Origin of the sequence: Paraburkholderia silvatlantica, from assembly GCF_003096715.1 — a bacterium.
GTDB lineage: Bacteria > Pseudomonadota > Gammaproteobacteria > Burkholderiales > Burkholderiaceae > Paraburkholderia > Paraburkholderia silvatlantica.
Window position 1 is genome coordinate 1 of the sequence record NZ_QEOL01000011.1, and the last position, 15,330, is coordinate 15,330.

Annotated in this window: 9 protein-coding genes and 3 pseudogenes; 7 read left to right on the forward strand and 5 right to left on the reverse strand. The window is 59.6% G+C overall.

Annotated elements, in window-relative coordinates:
- Positions 1-308 precede the first annotated feature (308 nt).
- Positions 309-464, forward strand: a pseudogene (locus tag C7411_RS39120) (AAA family ATPase); the annotation flags it as partial.
- Between the two features lie 61 nt (positions 465-525).
- Here C7411_RS39120 and C7411_RS38165 read toward each other — a convergent pair.
- Positions 526-702 (reverse strand): annotated as a pseudogene (locus C7411_RS38165) (IS6 family transposase); the annotation flags it as partial.
- 213 nt (positions 703-915) lie between these two features.
- Between C7411_RS38165 and C7411_RS16055 the strand changes: the two are divergent.
- The 3 genes and pseudogenes from C7411_RS16055 to C7411_RS38915 form a co-directional block, all read left to right on the forward strand.
- Positions 916-1,149, forward strand: a complete 234-nt coding sequence (locus tag C7411_RS16055) for a type II toxin-antitoxin system Phd/YefM family antitoxin (protein WP_110385260.1) — start codon at positions 916-918, stop codon at positions 1,147-1,149.
- Positions 1,149-1,526, forward strand: coding sequence for a type II toxin-antitoxin system VapC family toxin (locus C7411_RS16060; protein WP_110385261.1), 378 nt, complete (start codon positions 1,149-1,151; stop codon positions 1,524-1,526). The genes C7411_RS16055 and C7411_RS16060 overlap by 1 nt, the downstream gene beginning before the upstream one ends.
- A gap of 83 nt (positions 1,527-1,609) precedes the next feature.
- A pseudogene (locus tag C7411_RS38915) lies at positions 1,610-2,103 on the forward strand (DDE-type integrase/transposase/recombinase); the annotation flags it as partial.
- Between the two features lie 697 nt (positions 2,104-2,800).
- Here the strand turns inward: C7411_RS38915 and C7411_RS16075 are convergent.
- The 4 genes from C7411_RS16075 to C7411_RS16090 form a co-directional block, all read right to left on the reverse strand.
- The gene (locus C7411_RS16075) at positions 2,801-3,199 is read right to left on the reverse strand and encodes a PIN domain-containing protein (RefSeq protein ID WP_110385262.1); all 399 of its coding nucleotides are present in this window, start codon (positions 3,197-3,199) and stop codon (positions 2,801-2,803) included.
- A complete protein-coding gene (locus tag C7411_RS16080; protein WP_110385263.1) occupies positions 3,196-3,441 on the reverse strand; it encodes an AbrB/MazE/SpoVT family DNA-binding domain-containing protein in 246 nt (81 codons plus the stop codon). The genes C7411_RS16075 and C7411_RS16080 overlap by 4 nt, the downstream gene beginning before the upstream one ends.
- A gap of 356 nt (positions 3,442-3,797) precedes the next feature.
- Positions 3,798-4,292, reverse strand: a complete 495-nt coding sequence (locus C7411_RS38755; protein ID WP_110385264.1) for a DMT family transporter — start codon at positions 4,290-4,292, stop codon at positions 3,798-3,800.
- A 31-nt stretch (positions 4,293-4,323) separates the two neighbouring features.
- Complete coding sequence (locus tag C7411_RS16090) at positions 4,324-4,956, reverse strand: response regulator (protein ID WP_110385265.1); 633 nt, start codon at positions 4,954-4,956, stop codon at positions 4,324-4,326.
- A gap of 142 nt (positions 4,957-5,098) precedes the next feature.
- On the opposite strand from C7411_RS16090, the gene C7411_RS16095 reads away from it, so the two are divergent.
- From C7411_RS16095 to C7411_RS16105, 3 genes are all read left to right on the forward strand, one after another.
- Positions 5,099-6,856: an ATP-binding protein gene (locus C7411_RS16095; RefSeq protein WP_165822822.1), complete on the forward strand. Its 1,758-nt coding sequence runs from the start codon at positions 5,099-5,101 to the stop codon at positions 6,854-6,856.
- A gap of 152 nt (positions 6,857-7,008) precedes the next feature.
- Positions 7,009-12,411, forward strand: a complete 5,403-nt coding sequence (locus C7411_RS16100; protein ID WP_116603288.1) for an autotransporter-associated beta strand repeat-containing protein — start codon at positions 7,009-7,011, stop codon at positions 12,409-12,411.
- A 130-nt stretch (positions 12,412-12,541) separates the two neighbouring features.
- Positions 12,542-14,860 carry a hypothetical protein gene (locus C7411_RS16105; protein ID WP_110385267.1) on the forward strand — a complete coding sequence of 773 codons (2,319 nt, stop codon included), beginning with the start codon at positions 12,542-12,544 and terminating at the stop codon, positions 14,858-14,860.
- Positions 14,861-15,330: the final 470 nt, after the last annotated feature.

Genomic DNA, 15,330 nt, shown 5'->3' on the forward strand with positions numbered 1-15,330 from the left:
TCGAAGGCGCGGTAGCCCGTGCCCATCACAGTACCGCTCGCCTGCTTAAACGCGCTAAAGGCGGGACATCTTGATCAAGACCTTGAAAGGGCTGGCCCTGAGACCCGCAATGCCTGGGGGATTACGGGTCTTTTTGTTACCGGAAATATTTCCGACAAACGGGAAACACTTTGCAGCGCGAGCACGAGGACAGTTCGGCGGGCGGCGCGGGATTGACGTAGAAGAGGCTGTGCGCGAGGCTGCAAAAGCCCGGGTTTTGGGCGTTTCACGGGTTGCAGGCCTTTGGTGAAGGCCACCCACCGACTTCCGCCATCGTGGTGCAGATCGAGGGCTCGTCGTATCGCCTGCGCGAGCACGCCGATCTGCTGCCCGACCATCTGCGCAACCGGTCGTCTTCCCTGAACCCCGTGCCCGCCGAACCCGCTCGCTGGCGACTGGGCCGTCTCCGTAGGAGCTCACCCGATCACGAGGGCTCTGGTGCAAATAGGTGTGGTCTGGAAGAGATGAGGCCTATCGAGAGGATTCCTATCGAGCAGACAGGACAGCATTCCGGACGACGGGCGCACCGGTATCTTTGAGGCCGAGCTTCGCGGGGTTGAATTGGCCCTTGCGAATGCGATGCATCAGCTCAATGCCTGCAAGAGTGATTGCAGCGTTCCTGAACCGGTTGAAGCCGAGCATGACGTTGGTCCGGAACTTGACGTGACGTCTTCGTCTTTGCCATCATGCTTCGCCGTGCGTTGCGGTTCGACAGACTCTACGCGATCGCGTTAGTGCGACAGAACCCGGTTTGCCCTATCTCGCCGTGTCCGATCGAAAGCTGAGGCAGATGTTCTGCGACGTTCCATGAGGCCTGCGCCGATTGCTTTTTCGTGTTAGCTAAGCCAAACTAGACTCACATCGATGGAGGGTGCTATGCAAACCGTGAATATTCATGAGGCAAAGTCGCAGCTTTCGCGCCTCATTGAGGCGGCCCTCAGTGGAGAAGAGGTTGTTATCGCGAAGGCTGGAACCCCGGTGGTTCGCCTTGTTTCTGTCGAGAAGAAGCCCAAACTTCGCTTCGGTCTGATGAAGGGGAAGATCAAGATTGCTGATGATTTCAACGCGCCGTTACCCGACGATGTTTTGGCGACATTTGAGGGTCGGTAATGCGCCTGTTGATCGATACCCACATTTTCCTTTGGGCCATGAGCGGCGACAAGCAACTCACGAAGAATGCCGAGGCCATCATGTTGAGCGCAGAAGCCGTTTTCGTCAGCGCCGCGAGCATTTGGGAAATTGAAATCAAGTCTGGAATCGGGAAGCTGGACGCAGACGTGAATGAGCTAGTAGCTCGCATGGAAGAAGCGGGCTTTCGCGAACTGCCCGTGACGGTGGCACACGCTGCCGCAGTTCGCGATCTGCCCGATATTCACCGCGATCCGTTTGACCGGCTACTAGTTGCGCAGGCCATTACTGAGCCATTGCGATTGCTAACCAATGATGACACCGTAGGGCGCTACTCCGAGCTTGTAATCACAATCTAATTTTTGACTAACCGGAATACATGGCAACAGGTGAGCGATGCTGAAGATGATCATGGATCGAATCAGCGTGTTCGGGATCGCGCGAAGCCTTTTTCAGCAAGGCAATCAAACATCAGGGCAAGCCACCGAAGACCATCACGCTCGATGGCTATGCTGCCTCGCACCGTGCTGTGCGGGAGACGAAGAGCGACGGTGTGCTGCCGGAGGACACGAAAGTCTGATCCTCGAAATATCTCAACAACCTGATCGAGGTGCGACACGAAGTCGCTTACAGAAGTTGTTCGCCCTTCGCGCCGCATAGAAGGAGTGAACCACCGGTGTCACCCGGTGAACCTAGGAGCCTGAATCAAGAACGGCTCTGACAACGCAACGAAGCGCCGCAAGGCGCGGGGTACCCGACCAGGACCATCGTGCCGTCAAACGCATTGTCAAGCCGATGAAGGGTTTCAAGAGTTTCCGGTGCGCGCGCATCATTCTGTCCGGCATCGAGTTGATGCACATGATTCGAAAAAGGCAGATGCACGACGAGCGAAACATCCGAACTGCGGCCGGGCAATTCTACTCGCTGATCATGTAAGCATTCCTATTCATACCGGAGTGCGTACGCCTCACTTCTCTTATCGCGACACAACCACTTCACTTTCTTTCCCGACGTCGTCGACAACGTCGGGCTGGACGCCTGGGTGCGTTGCCAGTCGGAGGTACCTCAAGATATTTCGTCCACCTGTCCCAAAGTTGCGGCTCGTTTGGCGACGTGTCGCGCGGCCAGCTATTATCCCACCTCACCACCCATTCCCACTGCAGGGCCTCCCTCTCCGCGAAGGGTCCCGAGCCGACAATGCCGGTATAACGCTCCTCGGGATCGTCGACTTTGATGTGGACGTTCTTTCCCACGGCATTAAGATTTAGCATATAACCAATTGGTTTTTGCGTTAGATCTGTACTATCGTTTGCCCTGAACCAGCCTTTCGCCGTCATGGGCGTCATGCCCATGCCAGCCGTGCGCCGTACAAGTTCGATGAATCGACCACGGTTCAATTTCTTTTCAGGACTAGCGATATCTTTCGCTATCGCGTACGGATGATGAATTCTCCCGGGTGCCAGCCAGGCCGGCGCTTTCCTAGAGCTTCCAGACGTAGTGTCCGTTTGTCCGCACCGCACGCCACGGCGACCAGCAACACAACGAAATATGATATCGGGGCATTGCGCGCCATCATGTGATCGAACAATCGAAGAATTCCCATCGTTTTCCGTTTATCGGCTCGCGCCGTGATTTATTTAATCAACTGCATCCCGGCAACCTTCGAGGCCGTCACGTCGAAAGTAGCGGTGTACTCGCACTCGGCTACGTACCCGGACCGCTCGATCAGGCAGTCCACGAAATCCGCTTTCGCAGATGCGACGAATACGCGAAGTGCCTTTCGCACCGTGTCCGCACCTTCGATGACCAGTTCCTTGGTGCCGATCATCGAGTCGATGAGATCCTTCATCTGCTCGCGCTCGACACCGTAGCACCGCCCGAGCACCCACACGACCTCGACCAGCGCGACCTGTGAAACGTACCCCGGCCGCTCGGCCGACAGGGATTCCATCAGCGCGGTCGCCTTCTTCGACTGCACCGCATCGTCCTGTGCGAAATAACGGACCAGCACATTCGTGTCCAGTCCGATCATCGCGCGGATGCCCCCTGCTCGGCGATCGCCCGGTTCATGTCCTCGACCGACACTGGTTTCGCCGGCTTCTTCACGATGCCCTTGAGGGACGCAAGCGACCGCGTGGCCGGATAAACCTCATACCGGCCCGTCGCCTCGTTGAAGCTGAATTCGATCCGGTCGCCGGACTGCAAGCCAAGCTGATTCCGCACGTCCACAGGGATCGTGACCTGGCCCTTTGAAGTGATAGTTGCTGCTGTCATGGTGACACCTCCGATCCTCCTTACTTTAAGGTAAGGAGGATCGGAATGCAAGGGCAAGGGCGCACGCGCTACACGACTAACGACACCCCACCTTGGCACGCGTCACTCGCCGAGATCAATCGCGGCGACAGCCTCGCGCTGATCGCGTTCGGACACTTCCAAATATGGCGAAAGGTGATCGAGTTCCGTTTTTATAAGTGGCGAATATCACAATCTAGGCGGGGACACGGTTGGCCGATATGATTCTCATATTTCGCATGCGCCTTCCGTGGCTGATGCTGACAGTCGTTGTTGCGTTGCGGAGATAGAGCGGGCGCGTCCGCGTCTGCCATCGGGCCCGGTCCTCCCCACAGCGGTCAGTCAGTAGAATCAGCGTGTTGCGGACTGGAGCACCATAAAGCGGCCGTTGGCGACTTCACCCAATCGGCCAGTTTCTGACGCTCGCTGGCGAATGCACACGGACGGTCGAACGGCCGCTCAGCGTTTGCCAACCGACCTTCGAGGGATCTCCTGATTTCTTCTGCATCCAACGCTGCTTTCAAAGCATCAAAGCCCAACTTTCTCGGCGCTCGTATATCAGGGGCTAGCCATTTCGGCTCTTCAAAATTCGGGACGACATCGCCATCGCGGCGATCCTTTCCCTTAATCGATGCCTGCAGGGACGCAAGGACGATCACCCCGCCACCAGTTGGCGTAAGCAAAGATGCCCTTTCCCCAAGCCATACGCTTGCAAACAAGGCACCAAAGACGGGTTCGCTGCTCATCAGCAGCGCAACGCGTGTCTGGGTGCTACGGCTGACCGCCTGGTTTTGCACGAAGAGTGCGTGAGCGGACAGGATCAGAGTTCGAATCGCTGTGAGCCGCGGGGCTGGCGCGTGCGCGTCACGAAACCGCCGGTGTCATGGCCAGTCCGTCCCGGATGGCGTAGGCGGTCAATTCGGCAACGTTGTGCAACGACAATTTCGACATCAGATTCTGTCGGTGTTTGCGCACCGTCAGCACGCTCAGATCCAGTTTCTCAGCGATGTCCCGGCTGGAAAGTCCCTTGGCGACCAGCACGAGGATTTGCCTTTCCCGCGCCGTGATCGATTGCGCAACGCTGTCGTGCACGATCTCCAGCGTATGCGCGAGCGCCTTGCTCACATACCGGATGCCGGACAGCACCAGGGAAATCGCATGAAGAAGTTCGTCGCCGTCTTCATGTTTGAGCGTGTACCCGTCCACGCCAGCCGCCATGGCAGACCTGACTTCGGAAGCACTCTGGTTGCCCGTCACGACCAGAATTCTGGTCTGCGGGAATTCGCCCCTGATCTGTTGCGCCAGCTCGATGCCCCGGCAGCCCGGCAAATCGAGGTCCAGCAATAACAGGTCCGCCTGTGTATCGCGCACGAGCTGACCGACCATCCGCCCGTCTCCTGTCTCGCCCACCACGCACCAGCTGCTCCTCGTCATTAGTAGCAGCTTCATACCGTCGCGAATCATGGCGTGATCTTCGGCAAGCACGATTTTTTTCATTTTTCTTTCACCATTTTCTGGGGCCACTCGATATCTCATTCTTTTGCGACAATGCCGAGCAATCGCCGGTGCGGCGCATCGTGCGGCGTAACGGGTTTCCCGAGAACCTGACGTTACACAAGATCAGACGCGCGTGTTCAAGATGGCAAACAGAATACCTCACGAATATGGCGACAATGTGCGCCTGGCGCTGGTCAACACGTTATATCGTCAGTCGCCGCCTATCCTTTTCGGCAATATCGCCGTGGTCAGCCTGACGGTACTTCTGCTGTGGAACGAGGTTCTGCGACGCGATCTGCTGGCGTGGGCGACTGCCATCTATGTGCTGACCGGCATGCGGATCGTGATGGTGTGGCGCGATGGTCGAGCGCCTGAGCACCCTGTCGCGACAGCTATGCGTCGCGTCCGGCGATACATGTTCTTCTCGGCCATGTCCGGCTGCCTGTGGGGCTCCATGGGGATTCTGTTCTTTGCGCCGGACAACACCGTCGTGACAGTACTGACCTGCATTGTGCTGGCCGGCATGACGGGGGGATCGGTTGCTTCGCTGTCCTGCTGGTGGCCGACCTATCTTGGCTTTGCCGTGCCGACCGTGCTGCCGTTCGCCATTCGCTCCTTCATGTATGGCACGCCGCTGTTTTCCGTGCTGGGATTCCTTTCGCTGTTCCTGCTGGGAGTCAACATCGCATTCAGCCGGACCCTGCAACGGACGGTGCGCGACGCCGTGTTGTTGCGTTTCGAGAACGTTGGCCTGATCCGGCAACTGACCGAGCAAAAGGAGCGAGCCGAGATCGCCAACCGCAGCAAATCGCAATTCCTGGCTGCCGCGAGCCACGACCTGCGTCAGCCCGCCCATGCGTTGGGCCTCTACATCGCAACGCTGCGCGCCATGGCCGGGGCACCGACCATCGGGCGCGCGGCGCTCGATGAGATCGCCGAACGCCTGCAGACGGCGCTGAAAGGCATGTGTCAGTTGCTGAATGTATTGCTGGACGTCTCACGGCTCGATGCGGGGGCGATCGAAGTCGAGCCGCGCTGTTTTCCACTTCAGCAGGAACTGGACGCGCTGGAAAGCCAGTTTCTCAGCGCCGCCTCAGCGAAACGGCTGACACTGAGATTTCGCCCGACCGCAATCTGGCTGGATACCGATGCAGTTCTCCTGCGCAATATCCTGACCAACCTGGTGTCGAACGCGGTGCGTTACACGAACCATGGAGGCATCCTCGTCGCTTGCCGGCGCCGCGGCGCGGACGTAGAGGTCCAGGTATTCGACACCGGCATCGGAATCGCATCCGATCAACTGCCCAGTATCTTCAGGGAGTTCTATCAGGTCGACAATGCAGCGCGTGATCGGGAACAGGGCCTGGGGCTAGGCCTCGCCATCGTGCAGCGAACGGCCACCCTGCTCGGTGCGAGTGTCCAGGTGCGCTCGCGGCCTGGACGCGGCTCGCTCTTTTCCATCAGGCTGCCGGTCATGCAAAACATTCGTCCATCCGGGACCGGCGAGCAAGTGCAACAGGCACCGGCGGTCTCCGGCGGCCCAAAGAAGACGATCCTGGTCGTGGACGACGATCGTGACGTGCTGGGCAGCATGGAGACCCTGCTTGGAGCCTGGGGACACACCGTTGTCACGGCGCAATCTCTGGAACAGGTAATGTTGGTAGCCAGGTCACATGGCTCCCTGCTGGAATTTGTCGTGACCGATTACAGGCTGGCGAGGCACGTGACGGGTGTCGACGTCATCCGGGCGATAACCGACTCGATCGGGCGCCCGATACCGGCGATCATCATTACCGGCGATACCTCGACCGAAGGAATCAATGCCGCTTCGTCGAACGGATATCGCGTTATGCACAAGCCGCTCGATCCGCACGAAATGCGGGCGCTGATCGAGATGTAGCCTGCGTGAAGGCGCGTGGGTGACTACTGCATTTGCAGTATTTACCTCGACCGAGCCCATGCGTTACCGTCCGCCAATCGGGGATTTCTGAATTTTTAAAACGGATTTGGCGGCATAACGGCGTGCACGGCAGGTATCGGGGAAAGATAAAAATGAATCAGGCGTACCGGGTGGTTTGGAACTCCACACACAGGGTGTGGCAAGTTGCATCAGAACTGGCCCGATCACGGGGCAAGACATCGAGCAAGGCCGTGGCAACCGTTGGCTTGCTGGTTTGCGGAATGCTGTCGCCAATGGAGGGGGTTTATGCCCAGGTGTCTCTGCTAGTCGGTAGCGGAGGAACCGGCGGCACCAGCACCACGGGCGGCAACGCCGGCGGCGCTGGTGGCCTCGGCGGCGGCGGCGGGGGAGGCTCCAACGGCGGCGTCTTCGGCACGGTTTATGGGGGCGGTGGCGGTGGCGGCTTCGGCGGCGGCGGCGGCGGTAACATTGACCTCTACGCGACCCGTTTCGGCGACATTGGCGGCAACGGTGGCGGCTCGGCCGGTGGTAGCGGTGATACGACCGGCAATGGGGGCGGTGGAGATTCAGGCGGGGCGATCGGTGGCAATGGAACGAATGGTACAGGTGGCAATGCGGGTGCCGGGACGGGAGTTGGAACCCTCGCGACGGTAACAAGCCCGGACACCATTTCCACTGGCTCAAGCCAATCCAACAGCTATAGCTACGCCGGAGTCGGTGGCGGTGGCGGTGGCGGTGCCAGCTTCGGTAACAACGGCGGTACAGGCACCGTCGGCTCTCTCACCGTTACCGGTAATGGCATCGGATTGACGCTAACCTCTGGCATGTTGGTTGGAGGCGGCGGTGGCGGTGGTGGTGCTGATGGCGGCTCGGGCGGTTCTGGTGGTGCTGGTACGGTCACCATTGGTAGCACTGCAACAGTGACTGCGACCACCTTCCAGGTGGGTGGTGGTGGTGGTGGTGCTGGCATCGACGCTGGTGCCGGTGGTGCCGGCGGTGCTGGCACGGTCACCCTTAACAGTGGTGCGACACTTTCTGCGACGACCCTGCTGGTGGGGGGGGACGGCGGTGGCGGTGGTGTCACGAACAACTCTGGCAGCGGTGGTGCAGGCGGTACCGGTACGGTGACCGTAACGGGAAATTCGACGGCCAACGTTACGGGATCGCTCGTCCTGGGTGGATATGCCGGTACCTCCGGTAGCTTTGGCCGTGCTGGCGCAGGCGGCACGGGCATATTCAATCTGGGGGGTGGCAGCACGCTGAACCTCGCTGGCGCATCGTTCACCATCAACAGCAACGGGACGTTCAACCTTGGTGATGCAACGGTCAATGACACGACGGGCGGCACGATCACCGGACTGAGCAGCCTCGTGAACAACGGCCAGATCAATTTCAACCAGACGAATACGTCCACGATCTCGGCCAACATCAGCGGAACTGGCAGCGTTAGCCAGAACGGTAGCGGCACGACGATCCTGACCGGTAATAACACCTACACGGGCGGTACGACCATTGCTGCGGGTGGTACGTTGAAGATTGGAAACGGCGGCGCGGGCGCATCGCTCGCAGGTAACCTGATGGACAGAGGTACGCTGGAGTTCAACCACTCAGATAACTGGACTTTCTCGGGAACGATTTCCGGCAGTGGTTCAGTGACGCAAAGCGGCATGGGCACGCTGACGCTCTCGGGTGCCAACGCTTATTCAGGTACGACGACGATCACCAGCGGCACCCTTGATCTGACGGGTGATACGTCGAACCTGAGCGGCAACATCGCCAATGGCAGTGCGCTGATTTTCGGTCAGTCGGCCAATTCGAGATATAGCGGCGTCATTTCCGGCAGTGGATCGGTGACGCAAAGCGGCACGGGCACGCTGACGCTCTCGGGTGCCAACGCTTATTCAGGTACGACGACGATCACCAGCGGCACCCTTGATCTGACGGGTGATACGTCGAACCTGAGCGGCAACATCGCCAATGGCAGTGCGCTGATTTTCGGTCAGTCGGCCAATTCGAGATATAGCGGCGTCATTTCCGGCAGCGGATCGGTGACGCAAAGCGGCACGGGCACGCTGACGCTCTCGGGTGCCAACGCTTATTCGGGTACGACGACGATCACCAGCGGCACGCTTGATCTGACGGGTGATACGTCGAACCTGACCGGCAACATCGCCAATAGTAGTGCGCTGATTTTCGGTCAGTCGGCCAATTCGAGATATAGCGGCGTCATTTCCGGCAGCGGATCGGTGACGCAAAGCGGCACGGGCACGCTGACGCTCTCGGGTGCCAACGCTTATTCGGGTACGACGACGATCACCAGCGGCACGCTTGATCTGACGGGTGATACGTCGAACCTGACCGGCAACATCGCCAATAGTAGTGCGCTGATTTTCGGTCAGTCGGCCAATTCGAGATATAGCGGCGTCATTTCCGGCAGCGGATCGGTGACGCAAAGCGGCACGGGCACGCTGACGCTCTCGGGTGCCAACGCTTATTCGGGTACGACGACGATCACCAGCGGCACCCTTGATCTGACGGGTGATACGTCGAACCTGACCGGCAACATCGCCAATAGCAGTGCGCTGATTTTCGGTCAGTCGGCCAATTCGAGATATAGCGGCGTCATTTCCGGCAGTGGATCGGTGACGCAAAGCGGCACGGGCACGCTGACGCTCTCGGGTGCCAACGCTTATTCGGGTACGACGACGATCACCAGCGGCACCCTTGATCTGACGGGTGATACGTCGAACCTGAGCGGCAACATCGCCAATAGCAGTGCGCTGATTTTCGGTCAGTCGGCCAATTCGAGATATAGCGGCGTCATTTCCGGCAGTGGATCGGTGACGCAAAGCGGCACGGGCACGCTGACGCTCTCGGGTGCCAACGCTTATTCAGGTACGACGACGATCACCAGCGGCACCCTTGATCTGACGGGTGATACGTCGAACCTGAGCGGCAACATCGCCAATAGCAGTGCGCTGATTTTCGGTCAGTCGGCCAATTCGAGTTATAGCGGCGTCATTTCCGGCAGCGGTTCGGTGACGCAAAGCGGCACGGGCACGCTGACGCTCTCGGGTACCAACACCTATACGGGCGGCACGACAATCAGCAACGGTACGCTCCAGATCGGCAGTGGTGGCGCAACCGGCTCAATCTCGGGCAGCGTGACCAACAATGGGACACTCGCATTCAATCGTTCGGATAACGTAACGTTTGGCGGTGCCATTTCAGGCAACGGCACGGTGCAGCAAAGCGGCGGTACGCTCACGCTGTCGGCCGCGAATACGTACACGGGCAGCACGCGCATCAACGGCGGCGCGACCCTCGCACTATCCGGTACCGGCAGTGTGGCAAATTCCAGCGTCGCCGACAGTGGCACGCTGGATATTTCCGGTACCAGCGGTACATCGATCCAGAGCTTGTCGGGTAGCGGAAATGTCGTACTGGGCGGCCAGACGCTGACGCTCTCGAACGCTAACAGCACCTTCTCCGGCGTAATCTCCGGCAGCGGTGGATTAACGATTGGCGGGGGTACCGAAACGCTTACGAACGTGAACACCTACACGGGTACCACGACAATCGGCAACGCTGCAACGCTCATCCTGTCGAGTGGGAACAATATTGCGCTAGGCAATGTCGTGAATTTTGGCAATCTCCAGATTTCCGGGTCGATGGGCGGCCTGTCGGGGACAGGTTCGGTCTCGGTGGGTGCTGCCGGGTTGGTGCTAACGGGTTCCGGGTCGTTCGGGGGCGCGATATCGGGAGCCGGTGGCCTTACCCTGTCGGGCAGCAATGAAACGCTGTCGGGAACGAATACCTACGCGGGTGTCACGACCATCGATCGCGACAGCGCGTTACTCCTGTCCGGGACAGGCAGCATCGCACAATCGAGCAGCGTCACAGCCAACGGCACCCTGGATATCTCGGCAACGACGGCCGGTGCAACGATCCAGAATCTCTCGGGCACGGGTAGCGTGAAACTCGGCAGCCAGTCGCTGACGCTCTCCAGCGCGATCGGCAGTTTCTCCGGTACGTTTAGCGGGTCAGGTACGCTTGTCAAGCAAGGTAGCGGCACGTTGATCCTGGACGGCAGCAGTTCGTCGTTCACAGGCACGACCGAGGTGAATGCTGGCCTGCTTGAAGTGGGCGACATCAATACGCCTTCGGCGTTGCTGGGCGGGAATGTTTCCGTTGATGCAGCGGGTACGCTGCGCGGTCATGGTACGGTGGCGGGCGACGTGAGCAACCAGGGCGTGGTGATGCCGGGCGGCTCGATTGGCACGCTGACTGTCGGTGGAAACTACACGCAGGCCAGCAACGCGACGCTTGCGATCGAGGTCAGCCCGACGCAGGCCTCGCAACTGAAGGTGGGCGGCAGCGCGGCGCTCGCCGGCACGCTGGCGATTACGTACGATCCGGGCACTTACTCGGCGAAGACCTACACGCTGGTGTCGGCCAACAGCATCAATGGCAAGTTCGCCAGTGTCACGAGCGCTGGCGCATCGAACCTCGGCGCCCTGACGCCATCGCTCGACTACGGTGCCAATGCAGTCGATCTCGTGCTGAGTGCGCCATTCACCCCGGCGGACCCGTTGGTGATCGCGCCGACCAACACCAGCATCTACACAGCCGTGGGCACGTCGGCCATTCTTGGCGCGCAGGCGCAGGGCACGGCGCTGCTCGATCGTATGGTTCAGGTCTCGCGGGCCACGGCCGCGCAGCCCTATGGCTGGATCAACGCGACAGGAAGCTGGACGAAGGTCGGCGGCACCCATGGCGAACCCGGCTTCCAGGCCAACCGCTATGGGTTCCTTGCGGGCCTCGACAAGCGCTTCGGCGCGGGCACGGCAGGCGTGGCGATCGGCTACGACCACACGGACATCAACGAGCAGAACACAGGCGATTCCGGCACGACCGATACGCTACGCGCGGCGCTGTACGGTACCCGCAATGTCGGACCGGTGAACCTTGCCGCTACGTTGGGTGCGGGGCTCGACTTCCTGTCGCAGAAGCGGCCATTCGGCGCCGCCACCACGGCTGAAGGCGATCACATGGGCCAGGAGTTCAGCACGGGCGCCCAGGCGAGCCTGCCGATGACGTTCGGTAGCGTGACGGTGACCCCACGTGCCGGGCTGCGCTATGCGTACTTCCATGCGAATGGTTTTGGCGAAAGCGGCGCCGGCGGGCAGGATCTGAATGTCGGCACGGATAACGTACACAGCCTGCAACCGTATGTGGGTGTGACTGTCGACCGGGCATTCGGCGATGCATTGAAGCCGGTCAACGCGGAACTGCGTTTGGGCTATGCACGCGAGCTGCTCGACGCGAATCGCGCGATTAACGTGGCGGCGCAAGACGGCACGGTGTTCGTCGCGCCGGGAACGAGCTTTCCGCGCGGATATCTCACGGCGGGTGCGAGCATGACGCTGCATCCGCTGAAAAACCTCGATGTCTCGCTCAGCTACGACACGGTGATCAACACCACGCACGCATCGGCGCAGCAGGGCAACCTCCGCGTCGGGTATCAGTTCTGATCTGGCCTATGCGGCCGGTTGAGCTCACAAGCCGGCCGCTCGATTCTCTGAGCCTGGCAGACCGCCTGATCGAGAGCCATGCGCAGAAAACACCACTGTTGTATTCAACATTCAAGACGAGGACCCCATCATGCCTACGCCTGCAGAGCAACAAATTAAAGCGCAAATCGATTTGCTCTTGGACTTGAAACTGGTTGGCATGGACCCTGTCGACAAGTCGAATTTGGAAAGCAGTATCGAGCGAATCCAAACGCAATATGAGTTGGCAGTGGAAAAGGGAAAAACATCCGCTCGCTACAAAGACCTCAGCGACTCCATCGCAAAGAACCTCCCGGCTCTCGTGAATGGCATTTACGCAGCCGACAAGGCGTTCAAGAAGGGCGACTATATCTCGGCCTCCGCGTCGATGATGAGCATCTGCGCGAGCGTACTCCCGATTTTGACCGCAGCGACGGCAACGAGCGGGCCCGTCGGTGTATTGATCGGCGCACTGCTCTCGGTTGTGGCGCAGATTCTCAGTTTTTTCGCGCCGCAGCAGCCCTCGCTTGAAAGCAAGATCCAGAAGATGCTGGATCAGCTCAAGACCGACGAGGAGATCGAGTCGATCAAGGGTTTCGGTCACAGTATCAGCAGCTACACATCGTCGTTGCGTTCGAAATGCGAGGGTGAGAAGAAGTGGATGGCGGCAGTCGCGCTCCCCGGTACGGTCTCCCTGGCAAATGATTCAGAAAATGTCGTCGGAATCGGTACGAACTTCAGCACGACCGTCGAAGTCGGTCAGTGGCTCACGTTCAATTCGGAGGCGCCGACAAAGCCCTACCAGGTGGAGAAGATCGGCAGCGATACGAGTTTGACGCTGGCAACGAAATATGCCGAAAAGTCGCTGACGGGCGGCACATGCGAGTACCGGCGTCGGAAGATCGCGAAAGGAAGCATCGACGAAATTCTGGGCATGCCCCTCACGAACGAGACCGAAGCCGACGCTTTCTTGACGGAGTTAATCGCACTCGGTTGGGGACTTGGGAGGGATCAGGCGAAACTCGATGTCCCGGTTTTCTTGAACTGGAAAGTGGCGGCATATCTCAAGAAGCCGTCGAATCAGAGCAAGGACGGATGGCCTGAAGTCCTCGGCGTGTGGTGCCAGACTTATATCGAATTGCTGACAGCAAACACGATGCTCAGTTGCATGATCAGTCGAGAAAAACTGGAGGCGGTGTTGGCCGCTACTCGAAAGGAGAACAAGACAAGCCCTCTTTCCGATGAGGTCCGGAGTCGGTGCCATGAAGCCGTGCTTTATCTTGCGGCACTCGTGAAAGTACTTCCCGCTTCGTGGGAAGCGGATAAAAAGGAAATGCTCAAGATCGTGACAGCCGTGCGGCCTGTTGCGCGTGAGCGTGGACTCTACCTGCGCGTCGGACGTCGCGGGACCGGTCTTGGACTGTATGTCGCCCGGGGTAACGGCAAAGCCGCCCCTCTCGCGTGGGACTATAAGAGCAACACCGGTTGGCTTGGTAGCCTCTCCATCCACACCCCCAAGGCCCAGATTGACTCGTTCACCCCCCAATATGAACTTCTGGCGGTAGAGGACGGGCCGTCCCGTGTTTCGCACTTTCTTCTCGATTCTGTTAGTGGCAACCTGTCCGACACCGGTCCCGTGATCGGCGACGATTTCCAGGGTGTGAGTCACCCGGAAACATACCTCGACGTCAGCGGGCTTGCGTTCAACGGTGGCACATTCGGTATCGAAGACACGCCCCCCAAGACGCTCGTTTCGCTTGTGGTCGAGAACAGGGACATGGGCCGTGCGCGCTACGTGAATTACTACACGATCGGGAAAGACGGGAAGAGCACCCGGCTGAACATCCAGCTTAATCGGGCCGACCTTGCGGAAATTCGCTCCGTGTATGTTCCTGCGAGTGCTTTATCGGATGACCCGGACGGCGACGCCCTGACCGGCCACAACCAGCGCAAACAGAACTCGGTGCTCACGTATGGCGGGATCCGCAACACAAATCGGTTGTATGTGGCGGAACAGGCTGAGCCGTTCACCGTGGAAGGTCCAGAAGGCTGGACGAGCTACAACGCGATCGAGGTCGATGCTCACTATGTGTGGCTATTCGGAAAGGGGGGCATCGCGTGCGCGACGCATGCCTCTATGCTCAAATGCCGAAGAGGCAAGATCGCGCGTCCGTCGTGGATCTATCACGATTTCGACACGCAGTTCAATCGCCCCGAGGTCGCCAATATATACCCGTGTGCGGACGGGACGCTGCTTGTGGCCATGCTGGGCAATATCTACACGGCCGACTACAGGATCGATCGCAAGGCGTCGCGGGTTGTCACCAGTTCGTGGGTGAAACGGGGCGGCGATGCAACCCAGGTCGTGAAGATGCCAATTCCTTGCTGGTCGATACTGGAGCAATTGAATGCGTGTTTGCTCGAAGAGTAGCCATCGCGGAATCCAGGGCTCGTCGTCGCGCGATGACGAGCCCGAGTTAAGGCCGCCACCGGACACGCCTGCGGTCCCGCTCATGAGCTTGCGCGGCTTTGGCGGGCGACCGTCAACTGAAGCAAGAATGGGGCGGCTCTGCTCGCTCCGAGCCGCTCACGCAGGCTTTTTGGGATTTACCGAACGATCGCATGCGACTAAGCGAGTGCCCCCGTGGATGGCGCCGCTCTGGCAGTTACTCAGTCGGCTAGGGATGTGGTGGCCGCTGCAGATAGAGGGATGACCGTTGTACCGCTCAACACGGTCGCACAGATAGCGCCGGGTTCTACGTCTCTTGTGGGTCGGAACCTGTCGCCTGGGTGTCGTCGTGCCGCGGGAGCCCGCGAGACGGTGTCGCGTCGGGCCGGGCTGACTTTCCCCCTTATTTTCAGCCGTATCGACAGTGCCATGGGTGCATGGGAGGGAGGCCG

Excerpts from the sequence above, each read along its gene's own strand:
- C7411_RS16075 (WP_110385262.1), bottom strand. The coding sequence starts at position 3,199 with ATGATCGGACTGGACACGAATGTGCTGGTCCGTTATTTCGCACAGGAC.
- C7411_RS16055 (WP_110385260.1), top strand. The coding sequence starts at position 916 with ATGCAAACCGTGAATATTCATGAGGCAAAGTCGCAGCTTTCGCGCCTC.
- C7411_RS16080 (WP_110385263.1), bottom strand. The coding sequence starts at position 3,441 with ATGACAGCAGCAACTATCACTTCAAAGGGCCAGGTCACGATCCCTGTG.
- C7411_RS16100 (WP_116603288.1), top strand. The coding sequence starts at position 7,009 with ATGAATCAGGCGTACCGGGTGGTTTGGAACTCCACACACAGGGTGTGG.
- C7411_RS16060 (WP_110385261.1), top strand. The coding sequence starts at position 1,149 with ATGCGCCTGTTGATCGATACCCACATTTTCCTTTGGGCCATGAGCGGC.
- C7411_RS16105 (WP_110385267.1), top strand. The coding sequence starts at position 12,542 with ATGCCTACGCCTGCAGAGCAACAAATTAAAGCGCAAATCGATTTGCTC.
- C7411_RS16095 (WP_165822822.1), top strand. The coding sequence starts at position 5,099 with ATGGCAAACAGAATACCTCACGAATATGGCGACAATGTGCGCCTGGCG.
- C7411_RS16090 (WP_110385265.1), bottom strand. The coding sequence starts at position 4,956 with ATGAAAAAAATCGTGCTTGCCGAAGATCACGCCATGATTCGCGACGGT.